This is a genomic window from Pseudomonas extremaustralis (genome assembly GCF_900102035.1).
GTDB classification, from domain to species: Bacteria; Pseudomonadota; Gammaproteobacteria; order Pseudomonadales; family Pseudomonadaceae; genus Aquipseudomonas; species Aquipseudomonas extremaustralis.
This window is the reverse complement of record NZ_LT629689.1, coordinates 4153674-4176904: the sequence shown is the minus strand read 5'-3', so window position 1 is coordinate 4176904 and position 23231 is coordinate 4153674. Positions and strand designations below refer to the sequence as shown.

23 protein-coding genes are annotated in these 23231 nt (G+C 63.5%); 13 read left to right on the top strand and 10 right to left on the bottom strand.

What is annotated here, in order from left to right; genetic code table 11:
- The first annotated feature begins 76 nt into the window (after positions 1-76).
- The 5 genes from pbpC (at position 77) to BLR63_RS19320 (ending at position 4738) form a co-directional block, all read left to right on the top strand.
- On the top strand, positions 77-2356 hold the full coding sequence (gene pbpC / locus BLR63_RS19340; protein WP_050901354.1) for a peptidoglycan glycosyltransferase PbpC: 2280 nt from the start codon (positions 77-79) through the stop codon (positions 2354-2356).
- A 101-nt stretch (positions 2357-2457) separates the two neighbouring features.
- Entirely contained in the window at positions 2458-2766 is a 309-nt protein-coding gene (locus tag BLR63_RS19335; RefSeq protein ID WP_010567659.1) for a MazG-like family protein, read from the top strand.
- Positions 2759-3508 (top strand): methyltransferase, encoded by a 750-nt coding sequence (locus BLR63_RS19330; protein ID WP_010567658.1) that lies wholly within the window; start codon positions 2759-2761, stop codon positions 3506-3508. Before BLR63_RS19335 ends, BLR63_RS19330 begins: the two co-directional genes overlap by 8 nt.
- A gap of 24 nt (positions 3509-3532) precedes the next feature.
- Positions 3533-4135: a DUF4136 domain-containing protein gene (locus tag BLR63_RS19325; RefSeq protein ID WP_010567657.1), complete on the top strand. Its 603-nt coding sequence runs from the start codon at positions 3533-3535 to the stop codon at positions 4133-4135.
- 45 nt (positions 4136-4180) lie between these two features.
- Positions 4181-4738 (top strand): DUF4136 domain-containing protein, encoded by a 558-nt coding sequence (locus BLR63_RS19320; RefSeq protein WP_010567656.1) that lies wholly within the window; start codon positions 4181-4183, stop codon positions 4736-4738.
- 207 nt (positions 4739-4945) lie between these two features.
- On the opposite strand, the gene BLR63_RS19310 is transcribed toward BLR63_RS19320, so the two are convergent.
- Both BLR63_RS19310 and BLR63_RS19305 read right to left on the bottom strand, forming a co-directional pair.
- The gene (locus BLR63_RS19310; RefSeq protein ID WP_010567655.1) at positions 4946-5794 is read right to left on the bottom strand and encodes a MaoC family dehydratase; all 849 of its coding nucleotides are present in this window, start codon (positions 5792-5794) and stop codon (positions 4946-4948) included.
- 2 nt (positions 5795-5796) lie between these two features.
- The gene (locus BLR63_RS19305) at positions 5797-7140 is read right to left on the bottom strand and encodes a 3-oxoacyl-ACP reductase (protein WP_010567654.1); all 1344 of its coding nucleotides are present in this window, start codon (positions 7138-7140) and stop codon (positions 5797-5799) included.
- Between the two features lie 103 nt (positions 7141-7243).
- On the opposite strand from BLR63_RS19305, the gene BLR63_RS19300 reads away from it, so the two are divergent.
- Positions 7244-8521: an acetyl-CoA C-acetyltransferase gene (locus tag BLR63_RS19300; protein ID WP_010567653.1), complete on the top strand. Its 1278-nt coding sequence runs from the start codon at positions 7244-7246 to the stop codon at positions 8519-8521.
- 134 nt (positions 8522-8655) lie between these two features.
- Entirely contained in the window at positions 8656-9555 is a 900-nt protein-coding gene (locus tag BLR63_RS19295) for a PA4780 family RIO1-like protein kinase (protein ID WP_010567652.1), read from the top strand.
- 85 nt (positions 9556-9640) lie between these two features.
- Here the strand turns inward: BLR63_RS19295 and cueR are convergent, their stop codons facing one another.
- The 3 genes from cueR to BLR63_RS19280 form a co-directional block, all read right to left on the bottom strand.
- Positions 9641-10042 (bottom strand): Cu(I)-responsive transcriptional regulator, encoded by a 402-nt coding sequence (cueR, locus tag BLR63_RS19290; protein WP_010567651.1) that lies wholly within the window; start codon positions 10040-10042, stop codon positions 9641-9643.
- Complete coding sequence (locus BLR63_RS19285) at positions 10039-12240, bottom strand: heavy metal translocating P-type ATPase (protein WP_010567650.1); 2202 nt, start codon at positions 12238-12240, stop codon at positions 10039-10041. The genes cueR and BLR63_RS19285 overlap by 4 nt, the downstream gene beginning before the upstream one ends.
- A 67-nt stretch (positions 12241-12307) precedes the next feature.
- Positions 12308-12688 (bottom strand): hypothetical protein, encoded by a 381-nt coding sequence (locus BLR63_RS19280; RefSeq protein WP_010567649.1) that lies wholly within the window; start codon positions 12686-12688, stop codon positions 12308-12310.
- A 148-nt stretch (positions 12689-12836) separates the two neighbouring features.
- Between BLR63_RS19280 and BLR63_RS19275 the strand changes: the two genes are divergently transcribed.
- Complete coding sequence (locus BLR63_RS19275) at positions 12837-13028, top strand: heavy-metal-associated domain-containing protein (RefSeq protein WP_010567648.1); 192 nt, start codon at positions 12837-12839, stop codon at positions 13026-13028.
- An 85-nt stretch (positions 13029-13113) separates the two neighbouring features.
- The gene (locus BLR63_RS19270) at positions 13114-14307 is read left to right on the top strand and encodes a multidrug effflux MFS transporter (RefSeq protein ID WP_010567647.1); all 1194 of its coding nucleotides are present in this window, start codon (positions 13114-13116) and stop codon (positions 14305-14307) included.
- Positions 14308-14315: 8 nt separating this feature from the next.
- Here the strand turns inward: BLR63_RS19270 and BLR63_RS19265 are convergent, their stop codons facing one another.
- The 3 genes from BLR63_RS19265 to BLR63_RS19255 form a co-directional block, all read right to left on the bottom strand.
- On the bottom strand, positions 14316-14498 hold the full coding sequence (locus BLR63_RS19265; protein ID WP_010567646.1) for a hypothetical protein: 183 nt from the start codon (positions 14496-14498) through the stop codon (positions 14316-14318).
- Between the two features lie 145 nt (positions 14499-14643).
- On the bottom strand, positions 14644-15657 hold the full coding sequence (locus BLR63_RS19260) for a zinc-binding alcohol dehydrogenase family protein (RefSeq protein WP_010567645.1): 1014 nt from the start codon (positions 15655-15657) through the stop codon (positions 14644-14646).
- Between the two features lie 141 nt (positions 15658-15798).
- Positions 15799-16092: a putative quinol monooxygenase gene (locus BLR63_RS19255; protein ID WP_010567644.1), complete on the bottom strand. Its 294-nt coding sequence runs from the start codon at positions 16090-16092 to the stop codon at positions 15799-15801.
- A gap of 118 nt (positions 16093-16210) precedes the next feature.
- Here BLR63_RS19255 and BLR63_RS19250 point away from each other — a divergent pair, with 118 nt between their 5' ends.
- From BLR63_RS19250 to BLR63_RS19240, 3 genes are all read left to right on the top strand, one after another.
- Complete coding sequence (locus BLR63_RS19250; RefSeq protein WP_010567643.1) at positions 16211-17137, top strand: LysR family transcriptional regulator; 927 nt, start codon at positions 16211-16213, stop codon at positions 17135-17137.
- A 137-nt stretch (positions 17138-17274) separates the two neighbouring features.
- The gene (locus BLR63_RS19245; protein WP_010567642.1) at positions 17275-17970 is read left to right on the top strand and encodes an ArsR/SmtB family transcription factor; all 696 of its coding nucleotides are present in this window, start codon (positions 17275-17277) and stop codon (positions 17968-17970) included.
- Between the two features lie 117 nt (positions 17971-18087).
- Positions 18088-19455 (top strand): MFS transporter, encoded by a 1368-nt coding sequence (locus tag BLR63_RS19240; RefSeq protein ID WP_010567641.1) that lies wholly within the window; start codon positions 18088-18090, stop codon positions 19453-19455.
- Between the two features lie 39 nt (positions 19456-19494).
- Here BLR63_RS19240 and BLR63_RS19235 read toward each other — a convergent pair whose 3' ends face one another.
- Positions 19495-20448: an adenosine deaminase gene (locus tag BLR63_RS19235; RefSeq protein ID WP_010567640.1), complete on the bottom strand. Its 954-nt coding sequence runs from the start codon at positions 20446-20448 to the stop codon at positions 19495-19497.
- A 193-nt stretch (positions 20449-20641) separates the two neighbouring features.
- On the opposite strand from BLR63_RS19235, the gene BLR63_RS19230 reads away from it, so the two are divergent.
- Positions 20642-21733, top strand: a complete 1092-nt coding sequence (locus tag BLR63_RS19230) for a calcium:proton antiporter (RefSeq protein ID WP_010567639.1) — start codon at positions 20642-20644, stop codon at positions 21731-21733.
- Positions 21734-21767: 34 nt separating this feature from the next.
- Here BLR63_RS19230 and BLR63_RS19225 read toward each other — a convergent pair whose 3' ends face one another.
- Positions 21768-23126, bottom strand: coding sequence for an 8-oxoguanine deaminase (locus BLR63_RS19225; protein WP_010567638.1), 1359 nt, complete (start codon positions 23124-23126; stop codon positions 21768-21770).
- Between the last annotated feature and the right edge of the window lie 105 nt (positions 23127-23231).

Sequence of the window (23231 nt, the reverse complement as noted above, 5' to 3'; positions counted from 1 at the left end):
CCTTGAAGCATAGAGGTTTCACCGTTTGAATTTGCGTTTAGTTGCCCGCTGGACCCTGGCGAGCCTGGTCTTGACGATGACCCTGCTATGGCTGGCTGATCGCATCTGGCCGTTGCCGTTACCCAAGGATGACCTGGCGCGGGTGGTGCTGGCCGAGGATGGTACGCCGTTGTGGCGATTCGCCGATGCCAACGGCGTGTGGCGTTACCCGGTGCAGACCCGTGAAGTGTCGCCGTATTACCTCGATGCGTTGCTCACCTACGAAGACCGCTGGTTCTATCGACACCCCGGCGTGAACCCGCTGGCACTGGTGCGCGCGAGCTGGCAGAACCTGACGGGCGCGCGGGTGGTATCGGGTGGCAGCACGCTGTCGATGCAAGTGGCGCGTTTGCTCGACCCGCACTCGCGCACCTTCCTGGGCAAATTGCGCCAGCTGTGGCGCACCGCGCAGTTGGAGTGGCACCTGTCCAAGGATGAGATTCTCAATCTGTACCTGAACCGCGCGCCGTTTGGCGGCACGTTGCAGGGCGTGGCGGCCGCCAGTTGGGCGTACCTGGGCAAATCACCCACGCAACTGACCTACGCCGAAGCTGCCCTGCTCGCGGTATTGCCCCAGGCGCCGAGCCGCCTGCGCCCGGATCGTCACCCCCAGCGCGCCCAGCAAGCCCGCGACAAGGTGCTGCGCCGCCTCGGCGAATTCCAGGTGTGGCCGCAATCGGCCGTGGATGAAGCCCTGCAAGAACCGCTGCTGCTCGCCCCGCGCCTGGAACCCAGCCTGGCGCCGTTGCTCGCCCGCCGGCTGAACCGTCCCGACAGCCCGCCGCTGATTCGCACCACCCTGGACGCCACCCTGCAACGCCGTCTCGAAGATTTGCTGCTGGGCTGGCGCGCACGTCTGCCGGAATACACCTCCGCCGCGATCCTGGTGGTGGAAGAAGAGAGCATGGCCGTGCGTGCCTACCTGGGCTCGGTGGACATCAACGATGCCAAGCGCTTTGGTCATGTGGACATGATCAGCGCGCTGCGCTCGCCAGGCTCCACGTTGAAACCGTTTCTCTATGGCATGGCGTTGGACGACGGGCTGATTCATTCCGAATCGTTGCTGCAGGATGTGCCCCGGCGTTACGGCGATTACCGGCCGGGCAACTTCTCCATGGGGTTTACCGGCGCGGTGCCGGCCAGTACCGCGTTGTCCAGTTCGCTGAACCTGCCGGCGGTGCAGTTGCTGGAAGCCTACGGGCCCAAACGGTTTGCCGCACAGATGCGCATCGGCGGCATGCCGTTGGCCCTGCCGGCGCTGGCCGAGCCCAACCTGGCACTGATCCTGGGCGGCGCGGGCAGTCGTCTGGAAGACCTGGTCAGCGGTTACAGCGCCTTCGCCCGGGGCGGCAAGTCTGCAACCCTGCGATTACAGCCCGACGATGGGCTTCGAGAACGCCCGCTGCTGTCGCCAGGGGCTGCCTGGATTGTGCGGCGCATCCTCAGCGGCCAGGCGCGGCCCGACCGCGACCCACGCGCCGAGCTGGTGCAACGCCCGGTGTTGGCCTGGAAGACCGGCACCAGCTATGGCTTTCGCGATGCCTGGGCGATTGGCGTAGGCCCGCGCTACTTGATCGGTGTGTGGATCGGCCGACCGGACGGCACGCCGGTGCCGGGGCAGTTCGGCTTGGCCTCGGCGGCGCCACTGATGTTGCAGGTGCACGACCTGCTGACCAACCGCGACAGCCAGCGCGGCATCAGCGCGCCGGTGTTACCGGTGCCGGCCAATGTCGGTGTGGCCGCCATCTGTTGGCCGCTGGGCCAGCCCATGAACCGCAGCGATCCCAATTGCCGGCGCCAGCGGTTTGCCTGGACGCTGGACAACACCACGCCGCCGACCTTGCTGGCCTTGGATCAACCCTTGAGCGTGGGCCTGATGGAAAGCGTGTGGGTCAACGCCAGGGGCCTGCGGGTCGACGCCCATTGCCCGGGCGCCGAGCCGAAAAACATCGCGCTGTGGCCCGCACCCCTGGAGCCATGGTTGCCCAGGGCCGAACGCCGCGAAGCGCGCATCCCGGCCGCCGACCCCGATTGCCCGCCACCGGCGCTGGCCGCCGCGTCGCCGCTGTCGATCGTCGGCGTGCGCGAAGGCGATCAACTGCGCCTGCCGGCTGGCAGCCAACAAACCCTGCGCCTGAAACTCTCGGCGTTGGGCGGCAGCGGCCGGCGCTGGTGGTTTCTCAATGGGGCGCCGTTGGGGGACAGCGCCAATCAGGATTTCATCAACGCCAGTTTCGAGCAGTTGGGCCGCTACCAGCTCAGCGTCCTCGACGAAGCCGGCCAGACGGCCCGGCTCGAATTCAGCGTCGTCGATTGAGCTGTGGAAGGGGGCTTGCTCCCAATGGCGTCCTCAACCCCCCCTATTCACTTGCCTTCCCGGCTGATCCCCCCGAAGCTATACCCCTTCAGGAGCCCACCATGAACCTCGAACACCTCACCGAACGCCTGCACCGCATCCGCGATACAAACAATTGGAAACAATTCCACAGCCCGAAAAACCTGGCCATGGCCGCCAGCGTGGAAATGGCCGAACTGGTCGAGATTTTCCAATGGCTGAGCGAAGACCAATCCCGCCAATTGCCCGCCGAAAAACTCGCCCATGCCGGGCAGGAAGTCGGCGATATCGTGCTGTACCTGCTGTTGCTGTGCAGCGAGCTGGGCCTGGACATGAACGAGGTGGTGCGCGCCAAACTGGCCGACAGCGAACGGCGGTTTGCCCATGAGTGACCGCCATTTCGACCAGTTGGCCACGCGCTTCGCCGAGAAGATCTACGGCGGCGCCAAAGGTGCGATTCGCCTGGCGGTGCTTCAGGCCGACCTCGCTGAAGCTTTGCCGCAACGTCCATTGCGCGTGCTGGATATCGGCGCGGGCCTGGGGCATATGTCGCTGTGGCTGGCCGAGCGCGGCCATCAGGTGACCCTGGCCGAACCCGCCGAACCCATGCTCGAAGGCGCGCGTCAGCGCTTCGCCGAGGCCGGGCAGAGTGCGACGTTCATCCAGGCGCCCTGGCAAGACCTGCTCGGCCAGCTCACCGAACCCTATGACCTGGTGCTGTGCCATGCGGTGCTGGAATGGCTGGCCGAACCCCACGCGATCCTGCCGGTGCTGCACCAGCTCACGGTGCCCGGCGGCTGGCTGTCCCTGGCGTTCTACAATCGCGATGCGTTGATTTACCGCAACCTGCTCAAAGGCCATTTCCGCAAAATGCGCAAGAACGACATGGCCGGCGAAAAACAGAGCCTGACCCCGCAACAACCCCTCGACCCACGCGAGCTGGCGGCGCAACTCGAGGGGTTGTGGCAGGTCGAAAGCCAGAGTGGCGTGCGGGTGTTCCACGATTACATGCCGGTGGAGTTCCAGGCCCGCGCCGATTTGCAGGACCTTGTGGAAATGGAACTCGCTCACCGTCGTCACCCAAGCTTTGCCGGACTTGGGCGTTATTTGCACTGGATCTGCCGTCCGGTTTAAGCGGCCCAGTCTGCGGAGGTCGAAATGCGTCGTCTCGGTTTGATCCTGTTGTCCCTCGGTCTGGGCGCCTGTTCCAGTCCCAATCCTTATGTGGCTGCTTCCGCGCCGATGCCGCCCGCTCCGGCGCAGGCGGCCAACACCTTCGATGCCAGCGCCTACCCGGCGCCGGTGCGCGACTACGGTGCCTACCGCAATTGGGCCTGGCGCAACGGCCAATTGCCGGCGGGCTCGGCCTGGGCAGACTCGGCGCAAATCGCCGAAGCCGTCAGCGGCGCCCTCGACCAGCGTGGCCTGCGCCCGTTGCACGACAACCGCCCGGCGGACCTGCTGGTAAGCGCCGACGTGCACCTGGAGAAGCGCCTCAAGCAAGTCCAAGATGATTACGGCTACGGTTACGGCGGCTATAACCGCTACGGCAACGGCTACGGCATGTACAACGCGGTGCCGATCGTGCGCACCTATGAAGTCCAGGTTGTAGTGGTGCGCGTCAATCTGTTCGATGGGCGCACGGGCCAGCCAGTGTGGAGCTCCAGCGCGGAAACCGGCAGCCAGGGCAGCCTCAGTGAGCGCGCCGATGCCTTGCGCCAGGCGGTGCAAAAGGCGATGACCGCGTATCCGCCCCATTAACCGCTATTCTCATCTCTAGCGCCGTTGGCTCCTTGGAGAAGCACCATGTTTGGTCGTATCGCTATGCTTGCTTTTGCCGTGCTGCTGGGCGGTTGCCAGACCAGCCAGGTCAACCACGATTTTGACGCCAGCCGAGACTTCGGCGCCTACCGCAGTTGGGCCTGGAAAGAGCCGGCCCTGCAATACCGCCCCGATGATCCACGGATCAAGAGCGACCTCACCGAACAACGCATCCGCCAAGCCGTGGGCGAGCAACTCGACCAGCGCGGCTTGCGCCCAGCGGCGGCGGGCACTAAGGCTGACGTCAACGTACAGGCCTACCTGATCGTCGAAGACCGCCAGCAACAAGTCACCACCAACTACGGCGGCGCCTGGGGCGGCCCGTGGAATGGCTACTGGGGCGGGCCGATGTACAACGAAACCCGCAACATCACCTACAAAGTCGCGACCCTGCAGATCGACCTGCTCGACGGCAAGGACGGCAAGCTGGTGTGGCGTGGCAGTGACGAGCAGATGATGGCCAGCTCGCCCAACCCGCAGGACCGCGACAAGGAGATCCGCACCACGGTCAGCCGAGTCCTTTCCAGCTACCCACCCCACTGACCCCTGTAGGCGCGGGCTTGCTTGCGAAGAACGTCAACGATGACGGGGGCAGCCTGATTCCCCGCGGCGCTCTTGGGTTTTTCGCGAGCGAGCTCGCTCCTACAGAGTTGTGCCCTGAGCGGGCTTGCCTGCGAAAAAACCGAGAGCGTCGCATTTCATCGGTGCCTTTAGACCTGAGGGCATATGTACGCGACGACTCAGTGTGTTTCAGGTGATCGGCCGCCACTGGCCGACCATATGTTCAATCTCCCCCGCGCCTTTCAACAGCCACTCACCGCTGGAACCGGCAGCGCTGGCCAATAACGTCACGTCACTGGGCAGGCGCACGGGCTTGCGGAATTCGACGTCTATTTCGATAGGGGCGGCAGGCAGGTGTTCGCCCAGGGCGGCAAGGCTGCGCGCCGTGTTCCACAACCCGTGGGCGATGGCCTGGGGGAAGCCGAACAGCTTGGCGGTCAGGGCGCTGAGGTGGATCGGGTTGTAGTCGCCGCTGACCCGCGCATAACGGCGGCCGATATCGGCGGGTGCAGTCCAACGGGTCAGTTCGCTGACATGAGTGGGCGTGGGCAGTGCCGCGTCGGTCGCTGCGCCTTCGAGCTTCACGCCGCGACACAGCATGCGGCTCTGCGCTTCCCACAGCAGGCCGAGGGCATCTCTGGCAGTGGTCACGATGTCAAAGGTCGCGCCCTTGGGGTGGGGCTTGAGGTTCTGCGCGTGCACATTTATCCACAGGTGGCTGACACCGCCCAGGGGGCGATGGAGGCGGATGCGGTTGCTCAGGTGAATCAACCCCAGCAGCGGGAAGGGGAACGAGGGGTCGGTGAGCAACTGCATCTGCACACCGAACGCCAGGATGTGCGGATACGTCGCCGGCAGCAGGGGGCTGTCGGCAAACCCGCAGACCTTGCGATACGCCGCCACATTCCGAGGGTTGACGTTCACCTCGCAGCGCAAGCCGTGGGCAGGCAAGGTGCTGCCGGTAATCTTGCGCTTGAGCATCGCGCGCCAATACAGCGGCGGCAGAAACGGTGTCGCGTCTAACGTTTGCCAGTGCATGCTTACGCTCCCAATAGACTTTGCCCACACACCCGCAGCGCTTGCCCGCTGACCGCACCGGAACCCGGCTGGCCAAGCCAGGCCACGGCTTCGGCGACGTCCTGGGGCAAGCCGCCCTGGCCCAGGGAACTCATGCGCCGCCCGGCTTCGCGCAGGGCGAAGGGGATATGCGCGGTCATCTGGGTTTCGATAAACCCTGGAGCCACGGCATTGATGCTGATACCGCGCGCCTTGAGCAGTGGCGCCCAGGCCTGGGCCAAGCCGATCAGCCCGGCCTTGCTCGCCGCGTAGTTGGTTTGCCCACGGTTGCCGGCAATCCCGCTGATGGAGGCCAGCAACACCACGCGTGCGTTGTCGCGCAGGGTGCCGCTGTCGAGCAGGGCCTTGGTCAGCACCTGTGGCGCCTTGAGGTTGACCGCCAGCACCGCGTCCCAGTATTCCGGGGTCATGTTGGCCAGGGTCTTGTCACGGGTGATGCCGGCGTTGTGCACCAGGATGTCGAGGCCGTCGGGCAGGCGCTCGATCAACTGGCTGGCGGCGTCTTCGGCGCAGATATCCAGCGCCACAGTGCGCGCACCCAGGCGCGCGGCCAGGGCTTCGAGGTCGGCCTTGGCCTGGGGCACGTCGAGCAGGATCACCTCGGCGCCGTCGCGGGTGAGAGTTTCGGCAATGGACGCGCCGATGCCACGGGCGGCGCCGGTCACCAGCGCCTTGCGCCCGGCCAGTGGACGGGTCCAGTCCTCGACCGGCGTGGCGCAGGCGTCCAGGCGGATCACCTGACCCGAGATGTAGGCGCTTTTCGGCGAGAGGAAAAACCGCAGCGCGCCTTCCAATTGGTCTTCGGCGCCTTCACCGACGTAGAGCAATTGCAGGACGCCGCCGTTGCGCAGCTCCTTGGCCAGGGAGCGGCTGAAGCCCTCGAGGGCGCGTTGGGCGCTGGCGGCAAACGGGTCGTCGAGACTTTCCGGGGCGCGGCCGAGGATCACCAGGTGCGCGCTGTTCTGCAGGTTTTTCAGCAGCGGCTGGAAAAATTCGCGCAGTTGCTTGAGTTGATCGGTGTGCTGCAGGTCGCTGGCGTCGAACACCACGGCCTTGAGCTTGGGGCCGTGGCCGGGAATCCAAGTCGAGGACTCGCAGCCATAGGTGTAGATGGCGTCGGTAAGCTTGTGGGCAAACGCTTGTACGTGAGTTGTCAGCGCGCCACCACTCAATAGCAGCGCACCTTCCACCGGACGCAGGCGCCCGGCTTGCCAGCGTTCCAGGCGTACCGGTGACGGCAGGCCAAGGGCTGCGACCAGGCGATGGCCGAGGCTTGAGTTGGCGAAGTCGATATAACGGTCAGACATGGAACGCTCTCCGAAGGCTGGGGTTCAAAGGGTTGACCATCCCAGGGTAGCAGTCGTTCGACTAGGCTCAGGTATCCAGCCCACAACAGACAGGGAGCTTTCCATGACTCAATTGCGCCGTGTAGCGATCATTGGCGGTAACCGCATACCTTTCGCCCGCTCCAATGGTCCCTATGCCACCGCGAGCAACCAGGCGATGCTCACTGCCGCCCTGGAAGGCCTGATCGAGCGCTACAACCTGCACGGCCTGCGCATGGGCGAAGTGGCCGCCGGCGCGGTGCTCAAGCATTCGCGCGACTTCAACCTGACCCGCGAATGTGTGCTGGGCTCGCGTCTGTCGCCGCAAACCCCGGCCTACGATATTCAGCAGGCGTGCGGCACCGGGCTTGAGGCGGCCTTGCTGGTGGCCAACAAAATCGCCCTGGGCCAGATCGAATGCGGCATTGCCGGCGGCGTGGATACCACCTCCGACGCGCCGATCGGCGTGAATGAAGGGCTGCGCCAGATTCTCCTGCAGGCCAACCGCAGCAAGTCCATGGCGGATAAATTAAAACTCCTGTTACAACTTCGTCCCCATCACCTCAAACCGGAGCTGCCGCGCAACGGCGAGCCGCGTACCGGTCTGTCCATGGGCCAGCATTGCGAACGGATGGCCCAGACCTGGCAGATCCCCCGCGTCGAGCAAGACCGGTTGGCCCTGGAAAGCCACCAGAAAATGGCCGCCGCCTACGCCGAAGGCTGGCACAACGACTTGCTCACGCCGTTTCTGGGCCTGACCCGCGACAACAACCTGCGTCCCGACCTGACCTTGGAAAAACTCGCCGCGCTCAAGCCCGCCTTCGAGCGCAGTGACAAGGGCACGCTCACCGCCGGCAACTCCACGCCGCTCACCGACGGTGCCTCCCTGGTGCTGTTGGGCAGCGAAGCCTGGGCCGAGGAACGCGGCCTGCCGATCCTGGCGTATCTGCGTGATGGCGAAGCGGCGGCGGTGGATTTCGTCAACGGCGCCGAAGGCCTGCTGATGGCGCCGGTGTATGCAGTGCCGCGCTTGCTGGCCAGGAATGGTCTGACGCTGCAGGATTTCGATTACTACGAGATCCACGAAGCGTTCGCTGCCCAGGTGTTGTGCACGCTCAAGGCGTGGGAGGATGCGGATTACTGCAAGACCCGCCTCGGGCTGGACGCGCCGCTGGGTTCCATCGACCGCAGCCGGCTCAATGTGAAGGGCAGCTCCCTGGCCGCCGGCCACCCGTTTGCCGCCACCGGCGGGCGTATTGTCGCCAACCTCGCCAAGTTGCTCGACGCGGCGGGCAAGGGGCGTGGGCTGATTTCGATCTGTGCGGCTGGCGGCCAAGGTGTCACCGCAATCATCGAACGTTGATTGCCGCCCAAACTGGCATATTGGATGCATTCTTGAGTGGTCAGAGGTCGCTAGCCTCTCCCACCGGCGAGCTGATTGCCGTATAACGAGTGCCATACGCGTATTTGGTAATAAAGGACCCACAATAAAAGCTGATGAAGACTCCTAAACGCATTGAACCCCTGATCGAAGACGGTCTGGTCGACGAAGTGCTGCGCCCACTCATGAGTGGTAAAGAAGCAGCTGTTTATGTGGTGCGCTGCGGCAACGAATTGCGTTGCGCCAAGGTTTACAAGGAGGCGAATAAACGAAGTTTTCGTCAAGCGTCCGAATACCAGGAAGGCCGTAAGGTCCGTAACAGCCGCCAAGCCCGGGCCATGGCCAAGGGCTCCAAGTTCGGCAAGAAAGAAACCGAAGATGCCTGGCAGAACGCTGAAGTGGCGGCCTTGTTCCGCCTGGCCGGTGCAGGCGTTCGCGTGCCTCAGCCGTACGACTTTCTCGAAGGCGTGCTGTTGATGGAACTGGTGGCCGACGAATACGGCGATGCGGCGCCACGTCTGAACGATGTGACACTGGAGCCGGACCAGGCGCGCGAATACCACGCCTTCCTGATTTCCCAGATCGTGCTGATGCTGTGTACCGGCCTGGTGCACGGTGACCTGTCCGAGTTCAACGTACTGCTCACGCCCACGGGCCCGGTGATCATCGATCTGCCCCAGGCGGTGGATGCGGCGGGCAACAACCACGCGTTCAGCATGCTGGAACGGGATGTGGGCAACATGGCGTCCTACTTCGGGCGCTTTGCCCCGGAGTTGAAAAAAACCAAGTACGCCAAGGAAATGTGGGCGTTGTACGAAGCCGGCACCTTGCACCCGGCCAGCGTCCTGACCGGTGAGTTCGACGAGCCGGAAGAGTTGGCGGACGTGGGCGGTGTGATCCGCGAGATCGAAGCGGCGCGGCTGGATGAAGAGCGTCGCCAGGCGATCCGAGCGGCGGATGATGCGCCTCCGAGCAAAACCCCTGATGAGCCGCCACCGCCGCCGTGGATGCAGTGATCCCCCGGCAAGTGGCAATCTGAAAAGTGTGGGAGGGGGGCAAGCCTCCTCCCGCATTGGGTTTTGTGTTGAGTCGGTTGAATCGTCAGGTACAGCAACTTCCGGACGCCAACTCCTTGAGAATCGGGCAGTCCGGCCGATGATCGCCCTGGCAGTGATCGACCAGGTCCTGCAAGGTGTCGCGCAGTTGCCCCAGCTCCAGGATCTTTTGATTCAGCTCGTCGATGTGCTGGCGCGCCAAGGCCTTCACATCGGCGCTGGCCCGGTGCCGGTCCTGCCACAAGGTCAGCAGCTTGCCGACCTCTTCCAATGAAAATCCCAGGTCCCGCGAGCGTTTGATAAACGCCAGGGTGTGCAAATCGTCGGCACCGTACACGCGATAGCCACTGTCGGTGCGATGGGCGGCTTTGAGCAGGCCGATGGATTCGTAGTAGCGAATCATCTTCGCGCTTAGCCCGCTGTGGCGGGCGGCCTGGCCGATATTCATGGGTGTCGATCCTCCAGGTCCTTGGGTTTCCAGGTTTTCAACAGCAGTGCATTGCTCACCACGCTGACGCTGGACAGGGCCATGGCCGCGCCGGCGAGCACCGGGTTGAGCAGGCCGAACGCCGCCAGGGGAATGCCGATCAGGTTATACACAAAGGCCCAGAACAGGTTCTGGCGGATTTTGGCGTAGGTCTTGCGGCTGATCTCCAGGGCGGCGGGCACCAGGCGTGGGTCGCCGCGCATCAGGGTGATGCCGGCCGCGTGCATCGCCACGTCGGTGCCGCCCCCCATGGCGATACCGATATCAGCAGCCGCCAGGGCCGGGGCGTCGTTGATGCCATCGCCGACCATCGCGACCACGCCGGTTTTTTTCAGCTCTGCAACGGTGGCGGCTTTTTCGGCGGGCAACACTTCGGCGTGTACATCGTCGATGCCCAGCGCCTCGGCGACCACGCGGGCGCTGCCGCGATTGTCGCCGGTGAGCAAATGGCTACTGATGTGCTGCGCCTTGAGCTGCTGCACGGCCTCGAGCGCACCGGGCTTGAGCGTGTCTCCGAAGGCGAACAGCCCCAGCACGCGCGGTTGCGCACCTTGCTCGATCAACCAGGATAACGTCCGGCCTTCGGCTTCCCAGGCGGTGGCGCAGCTGCCCAGTTCGCCTTCGCTCAGGCCGCTTTCTTGCAGCAGACGGCGGTTGCCCAGGGCGAGCGCCTGGCCATCAAGGGTGCCGGCAATGCCGCGTCCGGTCAGGGATTGGCTGGCGCTCACATCCGCCACGGTCAAACCCCGCTCGGCACAGGCATCCAGCACCGCCTTGGCCAGCGGATGTTCGCTGCCGCGCTGCAAGGCGCCGGCTTGTTGCAGCACGCGGGATTCGTTGCCGTCCACCGCCGCCAGATGGGCGATTTTCGGCGAGCCGGAGGTGAGGGTGCCGGTTTTGTCGAACACCACGACGCTGACCGCATGGGCGCGTTCCAGGGCGTCGGCGTCTTTGATCAGGATGCCGTGGCGTGCAGCGACGCCGGTACCGGCCATGATTGCGGTCGGTGTGGCCAGGCCCAGGGCGCACGGGCAGGCGATCACCAGCACGGCGACTGCATTGATGATCGCGGTCTCCAGCGCGGCGCCATAAAGCCACCAGCCCAACAGCGTGATCAGCGCCAGCACCAGCACCGTCGGCACGAACACCTGGCTGACTCTGTCCACCAGTTTCTGGATCGGGGCCTTGGCCGCCTGGGCGTCTTCCACCAGGCGGATGATTCGCGCCAGTACGCTTTCCGCGCCCAGGGCCAGGGTGCGCACCAGCAGGCGCCCTTCGCCGTTGATGGCGCCGCCGGTGACTTTATCGCCCGGTTGTTTCGGCACCGGCAGGCTTTCGCCGCTGATCAGGGCTTCGTCGGCGTGGCTTTGGCCGTCCACCACTTCTCCGTCCACCGGGAAGCGCTCGCCGGGCTTGACCAGCACCTGGTCGCCGAGCTTGAGCGCGCTGATGGCGACGTCTTCTTCGCGGCCGTCGACCACGCGAATCGCCCGCTCCGGCCGTAAGGCTTCCAGGGCCCGGATGGCGCTGGCGGTCTGGCGCTTGGCGCGGCTTTCCAGGTATTTGCCGAGCAGCACCAGGGCGATCACCACCGCCGAGGCTTCAAAGTACAGATGGGGCATGCTGCCTGCTGGGGCGGTGAGCCACTCATACATACTCAGGCCGTATCCAGCGCTGGTCCCGATGGCCACCAGCAGGTCCATATTGCCGGCACCGGCGCGCACGGCTTTCCAGGCGGCGATATAAAAACGTGCACCGAAGATGAATTGCACCGGCGTCGCCAGGGCGAATTGCACCCAGGCGGGCAGCATCCAGTGCACGCCGAAGGGTTGTGCCAGCATCGGCAGCACCAGCGGCAACGCAAGCAAAATGGCCAGCAGCAGCGCCCAGCGTTCGTGGTGCAGGCGCTGGGCCTGACTGGCCTGGGTGGCTGTTTCGCTCTGGGGCAGGGTGGCGGTGTAGCCGGCCTTGTCGACGGCGGCGATCAGCACGGCGGGGTCCATCTGGCCGAGCACTTCGATGTGGGCGCGCTCGTTGGCCAGGTTCACGCTGACGCTTTGCACCCCCGGCACCTTGCCCAGCGCGCGCTCGACACGTCCGGCGCAGCTGGCGCAAGTCATGCCGCCGATGGGCAGGTCAAACGTGGTGGTTCCATTCATGGGGCAGTCCTCCTGAAGACGTTGCCCCCTAGGATCAACCTTGACCTGTGGGGAAGGTCAAGCGTCTTTAGTATTCCAATGCCGCAGGCTTTAGGTACATGCCTTCGGGGCCTTGGGCGATGCGTAATTTGCGTACATCACCGACCTTCAGCGTAATGTTCTGCGCAGGGGGCGCCAGCAGGCTCGGCAGGCAGCCCGGCGCTTGGCCCGGCAACAGTTTCAGGCGCAACGACAGATTGCCCGCCGGCAAGTTGAACGAGGTGGCCTGCTCCTGGAACAGCCGGCCCGCCAACTGGTCATTGATATACAGGCCGATCTCGCAATTGGTCGGCACTTCCAGGCGTTCCCGGGAAATAATCAGCACCGCATAGTCTTCTGCGGCCAGGGCCTGGGGCGCAGCGGCAGACAAACACATCAGGCCGACAAGGCCAAAAAACGACCAGCGCATGGCGAATGCTCCGTGGTTCACATCTAAGAAAGGCCCAAGCTTGGCCGACGTTGCCGCCGAATACCAGCCCGGCAGCGATTCTCGGAACTTGACCTTGCCATCGTGGCAAGGTCGACACTGCGTCCAACCTCATCAAAGGAGTCATGTCATGCAATTGTTCAACGTTGAAGGAATGACCTGCGGCCACTGCGTCAAGGCCGTGACCCAGGCGATAAAGAACCAGGACCCGGCGGCTGAAGTAACGGTGGACCTCGCCGCCAAGCAAGTCAGCGTACAAAGCCAGCTCAGCCCCGAAGTGATCGCCGGGTTGATCCGCGAAGAAGGCTACACCGTTGTCTGAAACTTAATAGTTAGCGAGCTAACTTAATGTTCAAGGCACTCAAGCACGGCTAGACTGTCCGGCTGCCGACACACTTGGGTGCCTGATGAACCTCCGCATACTCCTGATTCTGGGTGCCTTGAGCGCCTTCGCGCCGCTGGCGATCGATTTTTACCTGCCTGGCTTTCCTGCCATGGCCACGGCGTTTGCCACCGATGAAAAACACATCCAGCTGACCCTGGCCGTGTATTTCGCTGGCCTGGCCATCGGCCAATTGATCTACGGCCCGCTGGCCGACCGGTTTGGCCGGCGCGGGCCGCTGCTCAGCGGCGTGATCCTGTTTACCCTCGCGTCCTTTGCCTGTGCCTTTGCGCCGTCTCTGGAATGGCTGATCGGTGCGCGCTTCGTGCAGGCCCTGGGCGGCTGCGCGGGCATGGTGATTTCCCGCGCGGTGGTCAGCGACAAATGCGATGCGGTGGGCTCGGCCAAGGTCTATTCGCAATTGATGCTGGTGACCGGGCTGGCACCGATCCTCGCGCCGTTGGCGGGTGGGCTGATGGTCGGGTTGTGGGGCTGGCAGTCGATCTTCCTGACGCTTTCGCTGTTCAGCGTGATGGCCGCCGTCGCCGTGGCGGTCGGTTTGCCGGAAACCTTCCCGGCCCATCAGCCGCGCCAGCCGTTGTCCGGGTCGCTGCGCCGCTATGGCGCGCTGTTGTCCGACCGGGTTTACCTCGGCTATGCCTTGACCGGCGGTATCTCGATTGCCGGGATGTTTGCCTACATTGCCGGTTCGCCCTTCGTCTTTATCAAACTGTATGGCGTACCCGCCGAGCATTATGGCTGGCTGTTCGGCTCCAACGCTGCGGGGTTTATCCTGGTCGCGCAGGTCAATGCGCGTTTGCTGGCCCGGCGCGGCCCGGCGTTTTTGCTGTCGCGCACGGTTTGGGTCTACCTGCTGGCGGCATTGGCGCTGTTGGGCATTGCCGCCTTGCGCACCGAGGCCTTGTGGCCGTTGTTGGTGCCGCTGTTTATCTGCATCGCCAGTCTGGGCTGCATTCTGCCCAACACCTCGGCCTGTGCCATGAGCGGGCAGGGCGCGCGGGCCGGCAGCGCTTCGGCATTGCTCGGCTGCATTCAGTTTGGCGTGGCAGCGGGCGCGGCCTCGTTGGTGGGGGTGCTGCACGACGGCACGGCGATGCCGATGGCCACGGTCATCTGCTTGTGCGGTGTGTTGGCGGTGAGCATTGCGATGGCGACCCAGCGCCTGCAACGGGCGAGGGCCGCGCAGGCGCAGGTCTGACGTGCGGGTCAGCCAGCGGCGGAGCGTTGCTGGCTGATCGGAAAGCGGTGGGGGGCCTGGATACGGGCTTGCAGGGTCTCGGCGAACTCGCGGGCCTCGGCTTCGGTGCGGAAGGTGAACGCGTCCTTATTGAGACGGACCTGCCATTTATGGCCGGGGGATTTTGCTAACGCTCTTATCAGGATCTTCATTGCTGACTTCCTCACGTAAAAGAATCGTGGCAAAGGCCGCCAATATAAACCCGAATACGCTCACAAAGATGACAGAGGTCAACTCTCGGACTAATGGGGCCGTCCATCAATCGGATGAATAACAGACGGCACCGATGCGGCCTCTTCAGAAGCCTTCCAATACGATCTTGCCCTTGGCTTTGCCGCTTTCCAGCAGCCCATGGGCACGGCGCAGGTTCGCCGCATTGATCACGCCAAAGTGCTCGCCCACCGTGGTTTTCAGGATGCCGGCGTCGATCAGGTCGGCCACGCGGTTGAGCAGGTTGTGCTGCTCGATCATGTCCGGGGTCTCGAACATCGAGCGTGTGTACATGAACTCCCAATGCAGCGACAGGCTCTTGCGCTTGAGTTTGCTCACGTCCAGCGCCTTGGGATCGTCGATCAGCGCCAGTTTGCCCTGAGGTTGCAAGGCTTCCACCAGTTGATCCAGGTGATGTTCGGTCTGGGTCAGGCTGGCGACGTGGGTCACGTGCGGGTGGCCGGCGGTTTTCAGCGCTTCGCTCAGCGGTTGGCTGTGGTCGATCACCAAGTCGGCGCCGAGGGCCTTGGCCCATGCCTGGGTCTCCGGGCGCGAGGCGGTGCCGATGACTTTCAGTGCGGTGAGCTGGTGAGCCAGTTGGGTCAGGATCGACCCCACGCCACCGGCGGCACCGACGATCAGCAGGCTCTGGCCTTGATCTTCTTTACCTTCACGCACCTGCAGGCGCTCGAACAGCAATTCCCAGGCGGTGATGGCTGTCAGCGGCAAGGCGGCGGCGTCGGCAAAACCCAGGCTCTTGGGCATATGGCCGACGATGCGCTCGTCCACGGTGTGCAACTCGCTGTTGCCGCCGGGGCGTACCAGGGAACCAGCGTAGAACACCTTGTCACCGGCCTTGAACAGGGTCACTTCGCTGCCGACGGCCTTGACCACGCCGGCCACATCCCAGCCCAGCACCTTGGCGGCGCCGTTTTCCGGGGCGACGTTCTGGCGCACCTTGGTGTCTACCGGGTTGACCGAGATGGCTTTGACTTCCACCAGCAGGTCGCGCGGACCGGCGACGGGGGCTGGCAGTTCGATGTCTTGCAGCGCGTTTGGATCGGTGATCGGCAGTGACGCGTAGTAGGCAATGGCTTTCATGGTGTCTCCGGGGAAATACGCGGATTGACGGTAGGAGCGAGCTCGCTCGCGAAAATCGTTAACGATCACGCAGCGCTTCTGGAAGCCCGTGTCGCCGATGGTTTTTTCGCGAGCAAGCTCGCTCCTACACAAAATGGGGAATCAGGCGAGAAACTTCAGACGCTTGAGTTCGAAGTGTTCGATCACATCGGCGGCCTTGGCGCGGAAGCTCTGGATATGCGCGCTCTGGTCGTGGGCGGCCAGTGCTGCGTCGTCGGCCCAGCGTTCGAGCATGTAGAAGGTCTCGGGGTGTTGCAGGTCCTGATGCAAGTCGTATTGCTCGCAACCGGCTTCCAGGCGCGTCGGCGCCAGCAGGCCACGCAGCAAAGGTTCGAGGATGGCTTGTTGGCCGGGCTTGGCGATCAGCGTGGCGATGACGTTAAAGGCAGTGGACATGTTCGACTCCAGACACGTGATGAGCGGGATGGGCAGATGATTGGCTATTTCCCTTGCAGATAAAAGCCGCTAAAACAGCAGTCTGTTTCAATGGAATTTTGATAATTGGCGGAAATGCATGCTGCGCTTTGATGATTTGCAGTTGTTTGTACGTGCCGCCGACCTGGGCAGTCTGTCGGCGGCGGCGCGGGTGATGGACCTGTCCCCCGCAGTGGCCAGCGCGGCGCTTAAACGCATCGAACAGCAACTGGGCGCGCGCTTGCTGGCGCGTTCGACCCGCAGCCTGCGTTTAACCGCCGAAGGCGAAGGCTTCCTGGAATACGCCCGCGCGGCCCTGGGTTCGTTGGATGAAGGGCGGCGCTTGTTGGCCAGTGGCCAGGATCACGTCAGTGGGGTCCTGCAACTGTCCGCACCTTCGGATTTCGGCCGGAATCAACTGCTGCCGTGGCTGGATGAGTTCCAGCGTGACTACCCCCAACTCAGCGTGCGCCTGTTGTTGGGCGATCGCATTGCCGATCTGTTCCGTCAACCGGTGGACATCGCCCTGCGCTACGGCGAGCCCGAAGATTCCAGTCTGATCGCGCTGCCCGTCGCGCCGCAGAATGTGCGTGTGCTATGTGCCGCCCCCAGCTACCTCGCGCGCCACGGCGAGCCCCGCCACCTGGAGCAACTGGCCCAGCACAATTGCCTGTTGTACATGCTTGGCAGCCGGGTCCATGACCATTGGAGTTTTCATGACGGCAAACGTGACGTCAGCCTGACGGTCAGCGGCGACCGCTTCAGCGACGATGCCGACGTGGTGCGGCGCTGGGCGGTGGCGGGCGTGGGCATTGCTTATAAATCCTGGCTGGATGTGAGCACCGATGTACTGGCCGGGCGCTTGCGCGTGATCCTGCCGGAGTTGCGTGGCGAACGGACGCCGCTGAATCTGTTGTGCGCCCACCGTGCGCAACTGAGTAAACCCATCAATCTGCTGCGGGAAATGCTCGTGTCCCGCTGTGCGACATTGACCGCTCAATGGCCGGACCGCGTGAGCTCTACGTAACAGCATCCATCACATAAGGAAATTTCACTCAACTCCTGTCCCTATCTGCGCTGTCAGACGCCGCGGAACCGGCGGTTTGCGCACCTATACTTTGGCGCCAACAGCAGCAGACAAATGATTTAACAGGGAGTGAACAGATGGAACAGGCACCTTGCATCAGTCAAATCGCCAGCTTGCTCGCCGATCCCAAACGCACCGCCATGCTCTGGGCGTTGATGGACGGCTCGTCCAAGTCCTCGGCGGAACTGGCCGCGCTCGCCGAGCTGTCGCCCGCGTCGGCCAATGCGCACCTGGCGCGGCTGACCAGCAGCGGTTTGCTGCGGGTCGAGGCCCGGCGCGGCACACGGGTGTTTCGGATGGCGGCGGCCGATGTCAGCACCGCCATCGACGCCCTGGCCAGCACCACGCTGGCCAGCGCGGTACGCAGCGCCCCCAATGCAACGGCGGTGGCCCTGGTGGCGCCGCCTCAGTTGCGCCGCGCCCGGCTGTGCCAGGGCCACCTTGGCGGCGAGCTGGCGGCGGGCTTGTATCAGCGCATGATGGCGGCGGGCTGGGTCGAGCGTTGTGACCCGCGCATCGACGTGACCCCCAAAGGCGCGCGACAGCTGGCGAACCTGGGCATTTTTACCCAGGCACTGGCGTCGCCGGTGGCGTGCGATTGTTCCGACTGGAGCCAGCAGCAACCGCACCTGGGCGGCGCGTTGGGGGCAGGGCTGTTGCAACTGTTCCTACAGTTGAACTGGGTCAGTATCCACAACGAGTCCCGCGCCTTGCTGGTCAGCGATACCGGGCTGGAGGAAATCAGCCGGTTGGCCGCATCGGACGCGCCCTAGCCAGCGATTTACCGGTAGGCGCGTCGTTCAGAGTTTCAGTCGGGTCGCATCCAGCAATAACCCGGAAAACCCATGCCGCACACTCGATGCGGGGATTTTTCACACAGGGGGTGCGGCATGGGAATGCAAGGCTACAGCGCAGCGGAACGGCTTGAACGGTTACCCATCAGCGGCTACCACCGCGTGATCTTTATCATCATCGCCCTGGCGTTTTTCTTCGACTCCATGGACCTGGCCATGATGACGTTCCTGTTGGGCTCGATCAAAACCGAGTTCGGCCTGAGTTCGGCCCAGGCCGGGTTACTCGCCAGTTCGAGTTTTTTCGGCATGGTGGTGGGCGCGTCGTTGTCCGGGATGCTCGCCGATCGCTTCGGTCGCAAGCCGGTGTTCCAGTGGAGCATCGTGTTATGGGGGCTCGCCAGCTACCTGTGCTCCACGGCGCAGACCGTGGAAACGCTGACGCTGTTTCGCATCCTGTTGGGCGTTGGCATGGGCATGGAATTTCCGATTGCGCAGTCGATGCTGTCGGAGTTGATTCCCGCCAGCAAGCGCGGACGTTATATCGCCTTGATGGACGGGTTCTGGCCCTTGGGCTTTGTGGCTGCCGGCGTGCTTTCTTACTTTTTGTTGCCGGTGATTGGCTGGCGCGACATTTTCCTGGTGCTGGCGGTGCCGGCGGTGTTTGTACTGGCAATCCGCTTTTTCATCCCGGAATCGCCACGCTGGTTGGAACAGGCCGGGCGGCATGACGCGGCGGACACGGTGTTGTCGGGCATCGAGAGGAGAGTCCGCGACTCGCTGGGCCGCACCGATTTGCCGGAACCGATCCGCCTGCCACGGGTGCAGACCACGCCGGGAGATTTTTTCTCGGCGTTCAAGCAGTTGTGGTCGGCGCAGTATCGCCAGCGCACGATGATGATCTGGAGCGTGTGGTTCTTCGCCTTGCTCGGCTTTTATGGGCTCACCTCCTGGTTGAGCGCCTTGTTGCAGCAGTCCGGTTTTGCGGTGACCCAGTCGGTGTATTACACGGTGATCATTTCCCTGGGCGGGATTCCGGGCTTTCTGATGGCTGCGTGGCTGGTAGAGCGCTGGGGGCGTAAACCGGTGTGCATCGTGACCTTGCTGGGCGGCGGGGCGATGGCGTTTTTGTATGGGCAAAGCGCCGTGTTCGGCGGCAATGTCGGCCTGCTGATCGCGTCGGGCCTGCTGATGCAGTTCTTTTTGTTTGGCATGTGGGCGGTGCTGTACACCTACACGCCGGAGCTGTATCCCACCTCGGCACGGGCGACGGGCTCGGGGTTTGCTTCTGCGATTGGCCGGGTCGGCTCGCTGCTCGGGCCGTTGGTCACCGGGCTGGTGTTTCCGATTACCGGGCAGGGCGGGGTGTTTGCCCTGGGCGCGCTGTGTTTTGCCGTGGCAGCGCTGGTGGTGTGGGTGTTCGGGATGGAAACGAAGGGTAAGACGCTGGAAGAGTTGAGTTCCTGACAAATGTGGGAGCGAGCAAGCCCGCTCCCACATTTTCAGTTACGGCTTGACCAGTCGCGCATCCAGGCTGTTTTGCGCCAGGCGTTTGGCCTGGTCCTGGGTCATGCCCAGGGCGGTATACAGCGCGTGGAAGTTTTCGGTGACGTAGCCGCCGAAGTACGCCGGGTCATCCGAGTTCACCGTCACCTTCACGCCACGTTCGAGCATGTCGAGGATGTTGTGTTGGGCCATGTCGTCGAACACACGCAGCTTGGTGTTGGACAGCGGGCACACGGTCAGCGGGATTTGCTCGTCGATGATGCGTTGCATCAGGCGCTCATCTTCGATGGCGCGCACGCCGTGGTCGATGCGCTGGACTTTCAGCAGGTCGATGGCTTCCCAGATGTACTCGGGCGGGCCTTCTTCGCCGGCGTGGGCCACGGTGAAGAAACCTTCGTGACGCGCACGATCAAACACCCGCTGGAACTTGCTCGGCGGGTGGCCCATTTCCGAACTGTCCAGGCCCACGGCCACGAATGCATCGCGGAAGGGCAGCGCCTGGTCGAGGGTTTTCTCGGCTTCGGCTTCGCTCAGGTGGCGCAGGAAACTGAGGATCAAACCGCTGGTGATGCCCAGTTGCTGCTCGCCATCTTTGAGTGCGGCGGCGATGCCGTTGAGCACCACTTCGAACGGCACGCCACGGTCGGTGTGGGTTTGCGGGTCGAAGAAGGGTTCGGTGTGGATCACGTTCTGTTCTTTGCAGCGCAGCAGGTAGGCCCAGGTCAGGTCGTAGAAATCCTGGGAGGTGCGCAGTACATCGGCGCCTTGGTAATACAGGTCGAGAAACTCTTGCAGGTTGTTGAAGGCGTAGGCCTTGCGCAGGGTTTCGACGTCGTTCCACGGCAGCGCGATCTTGTTGCGCTCGGCCAGGGCGAACAGCAGCTCAGGCTCCAGCGAACCCTCCAGGTGCAGGTGCAGTTCAGCCTTGGGCAGGGCGTTGAGCCAGTCGTACATGTCTAAATTCTCATCAGGTGCAATGGCGGCATTCTACAGGCCATGGCTGAAATAATTGGCAAAACCTGACCAGCAGGAGAGGATTCACTTTATTCACGCAAGCGCTGTGTGAACTAAGGTGTAACGAAACGTTAGCAGCGCAACGCAGTCTGTACCCCATCACTGACTGATTCACCGTTTGATAAGGCCCGGAATGCTTACTTCCTTCAAGCAAGAAAAATACATGCTACTGGCGCTGATCGCCGCCATCGTCGCCTACCCGTTGGAACACTGGATGCTGCACAGCGGGCAATCGGTGGCGCTGCTGGCCGGGTTGGCGCTGATCGGCTTTATCGTGATGGCGTCCATGCGTGTCGCCCACCATGCCGAGCAACTGGCAGAAAAAGTCGGCGACCCCTACGGCACCATGATCCTGACCCTGGCCGCCGTGCTGGTGGAGGTGGTGATCCTGGCGATCATGATGAGCAACGAGGCGTCACCCACCCTGGTGCGCGACACCATCTACTCGGCGGTGATGCTCGACATCAACGGCATCCTCGGCCTGGCCGCGCTGATGGGCGGCATCAAGCATGGTGAACAGTCCTACAACGATGATTCGGCGCGTACCTACAGCGTGATGATCCTCACCGCGATGGGGGTGTCGATGGTGGTGCCGGAATTCATCCCCGAAGCGGACTGGAAAATTTACTCGGCCTTCACCATCGGCGCGATGGTGGTGCTCTACACCTTGTTCCTGAGGATGCAGGTGGGGCCCCACAGTTACTTCTTCAGTTACCGCTACCCGGAAAAACGTCGCAAGAAGCTGCCGGAAGAAGAGATCGAGCCGCCGGTGAACCTGGCGTTCTCCATCGGGACGTTGGTGTTTGGCGTGATTGTGATCGGTGCGCTCGCCGAGGTGATGTCCAAGACCCTCGACCTGGGACTGGAAGGCACAGGCGCGCCGCCAGTGGTCACGGCGATTGTGGTGGCAGCCATTTCCGCCGCGCCGGAGATCCTGACCGCCTTGCGCGCGGCCCTGGCCAACCGCATGCAATCGGTGGTCAACATCGCGCTGGGCGCCTCGTTATCGACGGTGATTCTGACGGTGCCGGTGATGGAGGCCATGGCGCTCTACACCGGTCAGCCGTTCCAGATGGCAATGACACCGGTGCAGACCGTCATGGTGCTTATCACGCTGGTCGTCAGCGCGATCAACCTCAACGATGGCGAAACCAACGCCATCGAAGGGATGACCCATTTCGTGCTGTTTGCGACCTTTATCATGCTGTCGCTGCTGGGGGTGTAAGCGGTTCATCCACATCGCGGAAGCGGTGTTTGGCTCAGGTTCCGGCGATGAGCTGTCGCGCAGCCTGAGTGTGATCGGCGATCAAACCTTTGAGGTCGAGGCCTTCAACCTGGCCGTCAATCACGCGCCAGGTGCCGCCGATCATCACCCGATCGGCCCGGTCCGCGCCGCACAGCAGCAGTGCGGAAATCGGATCATGGCTGCCGGAGAAACGCAGCTCATCAAGCTTGAACAGCGCCAGGTCGGCCTGTTTGCCTACGGCCAATTCGCCGATATCCGTGCGCCCCAGTAACTGTGCCGAACCCCGGGTGGCCCAGCCCAGCACCCCTTCCGGGGTGATTTTTTCCGCGCCGTAACGCAGGCGCTGGATGTACAGGGCCTGGCGCGCCTCGAGGATCATGTTCGATGCATCGTTGGAGGCCGAACCGTCGACGCCGAGGCCGATCGGTGCGCCGGCGGCGAGCAGGTCCAGGGTCGGGCAGATACCGGAGGCCAGGCGCATGTTCGAGCTTGGGCAATGGCAGATACCGGTGCCGGCGGCACCCAGGCGTGCAATTTCATCCGGGTTGAAGTGAATGCCATGGGCCAGCCAGGTACGCGGGCCGAGCCAGCCGACGCTGTCGAGGTAGTCCACGGTGCGCAGGCCGAAGCGTTGCAGGCAGAAGTCTTCTTCGTCGAGGGTTTCCGCCAGATGGGTGTGCAGGCGCACATCGAGGCTGTCGGCCAGTTCGGCGCTGGCTTGCATGATCTGCGGCGTGACGGAAAACGGCGAGCAGGGTGCCAGGGCAATCTGGATCTGCGCGCCGTCGCCCCGTTGGTGGTATTCGCGGATCAGGCGTTGGCTGTCGTCGAGGATCACCTGGCCTTGTTGCACGGTCTGCTGTGGTGGCAGGCCGCCGTCCGCTTCGCCCAGGCTCATGGAACCGCGGGTGAGCATGGCGCGCATGCCCAGTTCGCGCACGCTTTGCACCTGCACATCGATCGCCTGTTCCAGTCCATCGGGGAACAAATAGTGGTGATCGGCCGCCGTGGTGCAACCCGAGAGCAACAGCTCGGCCAGCGCGACTTTGGTGGCCAGGGCGAGTTTTTCCGGGGTGAGCCGTGCCCACACCGGGTACAGGGTTTTCAGCCAAGGGAACAAAGGCTGGTTGACCACTGGCGCCCAGGCGCGGGTCAGGGTCTGGTAGAAATGATGGTGGGTGTTGATCAGGCCGGGCAGCACGACATGCTCGCGAGCATCGAACACCTCTGCGCAGGGCTGCGCGGGTACTTGTCCCAGGGCCAATACTTCGGCGATCACACCGTCTTGCAGCACCAGGCCGCCACGGGCATCGAGGCCATTGGCAGTGAAAATCGCGAGGGGGTTTTTTAACCAGATACGGGTCGCAGGCATGGGCCGGCTCCTCTGAATGATGGGTTCAGGTTTGCCAGCTCAGTGTTGCCCTGTCTGCTGATCCAGGGTCGCCGGTGAGGGCGAGGTGCGCAGTCTACGCGCGGA